A 6,190-nucleotide genomic window follows, 5' to 3' on the forward strand; every position below is an offset into this window, starting at 1 on the left:
CCATGAACGTGCAACGCTCCCCTTCGCGCGCGGTGGCCTGGATGGTCGCGGCGGTCGCCTGTTTCTCGCTGATGGACGCTGGCATGAAGCAGCTGTCGGCCAGCTATCCCACGCTGGAAGTGACTTTCCTGCGTGGTGCGGCCTCGTTGCCGTTCGTGCTGGTGTGGGTGCTGGTCAGCGCCGGCCCGCGCTCGCTGATCCCGCGCCGCTGGGGCCTGCACCTGCTGCGTGGCGGGCTGGGCATGGCGATGATCGGCTGCTTCGTGTTCGCCCTGCGCGACCTGCCGCTGTCCACCGCCTACACCATCTATTTCGTCGCCCCGTTGTTGATCGCTGCACTCTCGGTGCCGCTGCTCGGTGAACGGGTCGGGCCGCGGCGCTGGGTTGCCATCGGCATCGGCCTGGTGGGCGTGCTGGTGGTGCTGCGGCCGGGCGTGGATGGCTTCATCTCGGTGCCGGGGCTGATGGTGCTTGCTGCGGCCACCGCCTATGCCGTGGCCGCGATCACGGTCAGCCTGCTGACCCGCACCGATACCTCGCAGTCGATGGTGGTCTGGTTCCTGGTGATCATGGCCATCGGTGCCGGGCTGCTGTCCATTCCCGGTTGGGTGCCGCTGCAGCTGGCACATGCCCCGCTGATCGCCGGCATGGGACTGGCCGGGGCACTGGGCCAGATCGCCCTGACCAAGGCCTTCCAGCTGGGCGAGGCCTCGATGATCGCGCCGCTGGAGTACAGCGGGCTGGTCTGGGTGATTGGCTGGGACCTGGCCTTCTGGGGCCAGCTGCCTGATGGCTATACCTGGGTGGGCGCGGCGATCATCGTGGCTTCGGGGCTGTACCTGCTGCACCGCGAGCGGGTGAACCGGCAGGAGCCGCCGAAGCCGCTGGATCACCCCTGAGCCGGTTGGGCCAGGATCCGACCCCGGGGTCGGGTCCCCGCAGGGGCTCTAACCCCAGCCAATGCGTCGGCGCGGGCGACTTAGAACCAAAAGGAATAACATTCTGGCCCATGGCGCGGGCGCGCGACCGCCTGCGCTGGTAGGCTGCACGCCCCCTTCCGTCACCCAGCCGGTGAGCCACGCCCGTGATCGAGTTCCAGCGCCTGCACAAATCCTATGCCGTTGCCGGCCGCGAAGTCAGCGCGCTGCAGCCGCTGGACCTGACCATCGAGGCCGGTGAGGTCTTCGGCATCATCGGCCATTCCGGCGCCGGCAAGTCGACCCTGATCCGCATGATCAACCGCCTGGAAGAGCCCAGCGGTGGTCGCCTGCTGATCGGTGGCGAGGATGTCACCGCACTGGATGCGGACGGCCTGCGCGCACTGCGCCGGCGCATCGGCATGATCTTCCAGCACTTCAACCTGCTGTCCTCGCGCACGGTGGCCGGCAATGTCGCCTTCCCGCTGGAGCTGGCCGGCACACCGAAGGCGGAGATCGACGCGCGCGTGGCCGAGTTGCTGCAGACCGTGGGCCTGGAGGCGCACGCGCAGAAGTACCCGGCGCAGCTGTCCGGTGGTCAGAAGCAGCGCGTCGGCATCGCCCGCGCGCTGGCGACCCGCCCGCAGATCCTGCTGTGCGATGAGGCGACCAGTGCGCTCGACCCGCAGACCACGGCCTCGGTGCTGTCGCTGCTGTCGAAGATCAATCGCGAGCTGGGCCTGACCATCGTGCTGATCACCCACGAGATGGATGTGATCCGCCGTGTGTGCGACCGCGTGGCCGTGCTCGACGCCGGCCAGATGGTCGAGACCGGGCCGGTCACCCGCGTGTTCCTGCACCCGCAGCACCCGACCACGCGCCGTTTCGTCAGCGAATCGGAGCATGTGGACGAGGGCGCGCTGCACCGCGATTTCGACGTGGTGGGCGGCCGCATCGTGCGCCTGACCTTCCTCGGCGGCGACACCTACGAACCCCTGCTCGGCAGCGTCGCGCGCCAGACCGGGGTCGACTACAACATCCTGTCCGGCCGTATCGACCGGATCAAGGACACCCCGTATGGCCAGCTGGTGGTCGCCCTGGTGGGCGGCGACCAGTCCGCCGCGCAGGCCGCGTTCGTGGCCGCCGGCGTGCATGTTGAGGAGCTGCGTCGATGATCATCGCTACTGCCGGCGGCTTCTTCCGTCACCTGGATGCGGGCAAGTGGGCCGACATCGGCCAGGCCACCATCGACACCCTGCTGATGCTGCTCGGTTCGCTGCCGCTGACCCTGGCCATCGGCCTGCCCCTGGGCGTGCTGCTGTATCTGTTCGGCGCGCCGCAGATGAAGCGCCGGCCGTTCGCCTATGGCGTGCTGGCGCTGGTGGTGAACCTGCTGCGCTCGGTGCCTTTCATCATCCTGATGATCGTGCTGATTCCGGTCACGCTGTTCCTGATGGGGACGTCGCTGGGTGTACGCGGTGCGATCGTGCCGCTGGTGATCGGTGCTGCACCGTTCTATGCGCGCCTGGTCGAGACCGCGCTGCGTGAAGTCGACCGGGGCGTGATCGAGGCGACCCAGGCGATGGGTGCCACCACTTGGCAGCTGGTCACCCGCGTGCTGCTGCCCGAAGCGCGCCCCGGCCTGATTGCCGGTGCGACGGTCACCACGGTAGCGCTGATTGGTTTCACCGCGATGGGCGGTGCGATCGGCTCCGGTGGCCTTGGCGACCTGGCCTTCCGCGACGGCTACCAGCGCTCGCACACCGATGTGGCCCTGGTCACCGTGGTCCTGCTGCTGATCCTGGTGCAGCTGCTGCAGATGCTCGGCGACCGCCTGGTCGCGCATTACAGCCGCAGATAACAGAATGCCGGGCGGCGCCCGGCATCTCGTTCGGGTAGTGCCGGCCGCTGGCCGGCAATCCCACGTGCGATCAACGCACGTTCGGCACTTCGTAGCCCAGCTTCCCGACCTGTTCCGGGTGCTGCGGTACGCGCTTGAGCTTGTCGGTGTTCACGCCGTACTCGTCGCGCAGGCGTTCGGCCAGCTCCTTGTACAGCGCCTTGTCCATGTCCGGCGTGCGCGAGAAGATCCAGGCCATTTCGCGGCCGGGGTAGCCGATCAGCGCCCACGAGTAATCCGGCGCCACTTCCAGCACCCGCGAATGGGTCGGCACGACGCGGTAGAACCAGGTGCGCCAGCCGTGGTTGCCGCTGTCCGGGTCGACGTTGGCGCGGGCACGCACTTCCTGCAGCGGTTCGCCGAAGCCATCACGGTAGCGGTAGGTGATGCCGACCTTGTGCGCGTCGCGCAGCTCGTACTCGTTGACGCTGGCGACATGGCCACGTTCGATGAAGTTCGGCACGCGGCCGATCACATACCAGGTGCCCATGAAGCGCTTCAGGTCGATCGGTGCGTCCAGGGCAGCTGCACCAGAGGCACTGGTACGGGGCGACGGCGGCTCACTGGCGGCCACGGCGGGGCCGGCCAGGGAAAGGGCCAGCAGCGCGGCGCAGAGCGGGCGGATCGAAGTCATGCGGGAGCGGGCTCCAGTGGGCTTGCACGCGCATGGTCGACTGTGTGCACGCGATCCGTCAATGGTGTCGCAACCTGTGAGAAGGGCCTTGCCCAAACTGTGTTGCATTGTCCACCGGAGAAGCCCCATGTACGCACGTTCCGTTCGCCGCCCTGCAACTGAACGCGTCATCATTGAACGCGCCGATCCACGCCTGCTGCGCAGCGTGCAGCAGGTGGCGCTGGCCGGCCTGGCACTGGTGCTGGTCTGGCCAGCCGCGCGCGGCAGCAACGCCTGGCTGGGCTGGCTGCCGATGTGGCTGGTGGGCATGCCGCTGGTGGCCTGGTGGGCGTTGCTGCGCTTCCCGCTGCCTGGACTGTCGTGGCTGCGGCTGGCCCGGCGTACCGGTGGACAGGCCCGTCGCCGCACCGGCGGCACGACCCGTGGCCGGCGCAGCCCCGCGGCCACGGCCTGACCTTCGACACGGGGGAGACCGCGACATTCCGTGCTAGCGTTCCAAGGCTTATGACTGCCTGGAGCTGCAATGTCACGACTCGCTTCCGCCTGCCTGCTGGCCGGCATGATGACCGCTGCCTCGGTGGGGACCGCCGTGGCCGCTGAAGACACCGACCGTTACGCCTGGCTCGAAGACGTCACCGGCGACAAGCCGCTGACCTGGGTCAAGGAACAGAACGCCAAGTCCGAGGCGCGCCTGGCGCAGACCCCGGCCTTCAAGCAGATGGAGACCAGCATCCGCGAGGTGCTCGACTCCGATGCCAAGATTCCCGGCGTGCAGAAGATCGGCGACTACTACTACAACTTCTGGAAGGACCAGCAGCACGAGCGTGGCCTGTGGCGCCGCACCACCCTGGCCGAGTACCGCAAGGCCTCGCCGCAGTGGGAAACCGTGCTTGACCTGGATGCGTTGAACAAGGCCGAAGGCGAGAACTGGGTCTGGCACGGTGCTGACTGCCTGCGTCCGGACTACAGCCGCTGCCTGATCGCGCTGTCGCGCGGTGGCGCCGACGCCGATGTCACCCGCGAATTCGACCTGTCCAACAAGAGCTGGATCAAGGACGGCTTCTTCCGTCCGGAGTCGAAGGGCGGCCTCAGCTGGATCGATCGCGATACGGTGTTCGTCTACACCGACTTCGGTACCGGTTCGATGACCACCTCCGGCTACCCGCGCGTGGCCAAGCTGTGGAAGCGCGGCACGCCGATGGCCTCGGCCACGGCCGTGTACGAAGGCAAGCCGGAAGACATGTACATCGCGGCGATGCACGATGACACCCCGGGCTTCGAGCGCAACCTGGTCAGCCGCACCCTGGCCTTCTACAACAACGAGATCTACCTGCGCGGCGACGACGGCACGCTGACCAAGATTGATGCGCCGAACTCGGCCGAGAAGGGCCTGCACAAGCAGTGGCTGACCCTGGAGCTGCGCGACCCGTGGACCGTGGGCGGCAAGACCTATGCCTCCGGTTCGCTGCTGGCCACCAAGCTGGATGACTTCCTGGCGGGCAAGCGCGACTTCGAGGTGCTGTTCACCCCGACCGCGACCACCTCGCTGGCCAGCGCCACCTGGACCAAGAGCCATCTGGTGCTGAACGTGCTGGATGACGTCAAGAACCGCCTGTCGGTGCTGACCCCGGGCGCCGATGGTTGGCAGACCAGCCGTTTCGTCGGCGCGCCGGCCTTTGGCACGCTGGGCGTGGCCGCGGTGGACAGCAACGACAGCGACGCGGTGTGGCTGACCGCTACCGACTACCTGACCCCGACCACGCTGGCACTGGCCGAGATCGGCCAGGCGCCGGAAACGCTGAAGACCATGCCGGCCTTCTTTGATGCCAAGGGCAAGGTGATCGAGCAGCACTTCGCCACCAGCAAGGACGGCACCCGCGTGCCGTACTTCGTGGTGCACGACAAGGCGATGAAGCTGGATGGCTCCAACCCGACCCTGCTGTACGGCTACGGTGGTTTCGAGATCTCGCTGACCCCGAACTACTCCGGTGGCATGGGCCGCGCCTGGCTGGAGAAGGGCGGCGTGTACGTGGTCGCCAACATCCGTGGTGGTGGCGAGTACGGCCCGCGCTGGCACCAGGCAGCGCTGAAGCAGAACCGTCACAAGGCCTATGAAGACATGGCCGCGGTGGCGCGCGATCTGGTCAAGCGCAAGATCACCAGCGCCAAGCACCTGGGCGTGCAGGGCGGCAGCAACGGTGGCCTGCTGACCGGCAACATGCTGACCCAGTACCCGGAACTGTTCGGTGCGGTGGTGGTGCAGGTGCCGCTGCTGGACATGAAGCGCTACAGCCATCTGCTGGCCGGTGCCTCGTGGATGGCCGAGTACGGCAACCCGGATACCAGCGACTGGGAGTTCATCAAGACCTTCTCGCCGTATCACCTGTTCAACGCGAAGAAGAACTACCCGCCGGTGCTGTTCACCACCTCCACCCGCGATGACCGCGTGCACCCGGGCCACGCCCGCAAGATGGCGGCGAAGATGATCGACGCCGGCAAGGACGTGACCTACTACGAGAACATCGAAGGTGGCCACGGCGGTGCAGCCAACAACGCGCAGGCCGCACACATGTCGGCGCTGGCCTACAGCTTCCTGTGGGAGCGGTTGGGCGGTAAATGATGAAATGAAAAACGCCGCCCTCGGGCGGCGTTTTTCGTTGGGCATTCGTTGAACGGTAGCGCCGGGCCATGCCCGGCGGCTCCTTTGCCGCGCTGCGCGCTCGCCGGGCATGGCCCGGC

The 6,190-nt window shown here is 67.4% G+C and carries 6 protein-coding genes; 5 read left to right on the forward strand and 1 reads right to left on the reverse strand.

Annotation, left to right across the window (positions count from 1 at the left end):
* Positions 1 to 2: 2 nt before the first annotated feature.
* The 3 genes from ACTJJM_RS14870 (at position 3) to ACTJJM_RS14880 (ending at position 2,778) form a co-directional block, all read left to right on the forward strand.
* On the forward strand, positions 3 to 899 hold the full coding sequence (locus ACTJJM_RS14870; protein WP_010481368.1) for a DMT family transporter: 897 nt from the start codon (positions 3 to 5) through the stop codon (positions 897 to 899).
* 185 nt (positions 900 to 1,084) lie between these two features.
* A complete protein-coding gene (locus tag ACTJJM_RS14875) occupies positions 1,085 to 2,092 on the forward strand; it encodes a methionine ABC transporter ATP-binding protein (RefSeq protein ID WP_010481369.1) in 1,008 nt (335 codons plus the stop codon).
* Positions 2,089 to 2,778 (forward strand): methionine ABC transporter permease, encoded by a 690-nt coding sequence (locus tag ACTJJM_RS14880; RefSeq protein ID WP_005411104.1) that lies wholly within the window; start codon positions 2,089 to 2,091, stop codon positions 2,776 to 2,778. Before ACTJJM_RS14875 ends, ACTJJM_RS14880 begins: the two co-directional genes overlap by 4 nt.
* Before the next feature lie 70 nt (positions 2,779 to 2,848).
* Here ACTJJM_RS14880 and ACTJJM_RS14885 read toward each other — a convergent pair whose 3' ends face one another.
* Positions 2,849 to 3,451, reverse strand: a complete 603-nt coding sequence (locus ACTJJM_RS14885; protein WP_049452851.1) for a lipocalin family protein — start codon at positions 3,449 to 3,451, stop codon at positions 2,849 to 2,851.
* Between the two features lie 127 nt (positions 3,452 to 3,578).
* Here ACTJJM_RS14885 and ACTJJM_RS14890 point away from each other — a divergent pair, with 127 nt between their 5' ends.
* Positions 3,579 to 3,905, forward strand: a complete 327-nt coding sequence (locus tag ACTJJM_RS14890; RefSeq protein ID WP_010481372.1) for a hypothetical protein — start codon at positions 3,579 to 3,581, stop codon at positions 3,903 to 3,905.
* A 69-nt stretch (positions 3,906 to 3,974) separates the two neighbouring features.
* A complete protein-coding gene (locus tag ACTJJM_RS14895; RefSeq protein ID WP_262088744.1) occupies positions 3,975 to 6,071 on the forward strand; it encodes a prolyl oligopeptidase family serine peptidase in 2,097 nt (698 codons plus the stop codon).
* Positions 6,072 to 6,190 lie beyond the last annotated feature (119 nt).

This window comes from Stenotrophomonas sp. 22692 (assembly GCF_052045015.1).
GTDB classification, from domain to species: Bacteria; Pseudomonadota; Gammaproteobacteria; order Xanthomonadales; family Xanthomonadaceae; genus Stenotrophomonas; species Stenotrophomonas geniculata.

Coding starts and splice junctions, on each gene's coding strand:
- ACTJJM_RS14870 (WP_010481368.1), top strand. CDS start 3: ATGAACGTGCAACGCTCCCCTTCGCGCGCGGTGGCCTGGATGGTCGCG.
- ACTJJM_RS14880 (WP_005411104.1), top strand. CDS start 2,089: ATGATCATCGCTACTGCCGGCGGCTTCTTCCGTCACCTGGATGCGGGC.
- ACTJJM_RS14885 (WP_049452851.1), bottom strand. CDS start 3,451: ATGACTTCGATCCGCCCGCTCTGCGCCGCGCTGCTGGCCCTTTCCCTG.
- ACTJJM_RS14890 (WP_010481372.1), top strand. CDS start 3,579: ATGTACGCACGTTCCGTTCGCCGCCCTGCAACTGAACGCGTCATCATT.
- ACTJJM_RS14895 (WP_262088744.1), top strand. CDS start 3,975: ATGTCACGACTCGCTTCCGCCTGCCTGCTGGCCGGCATGATGACCGCT.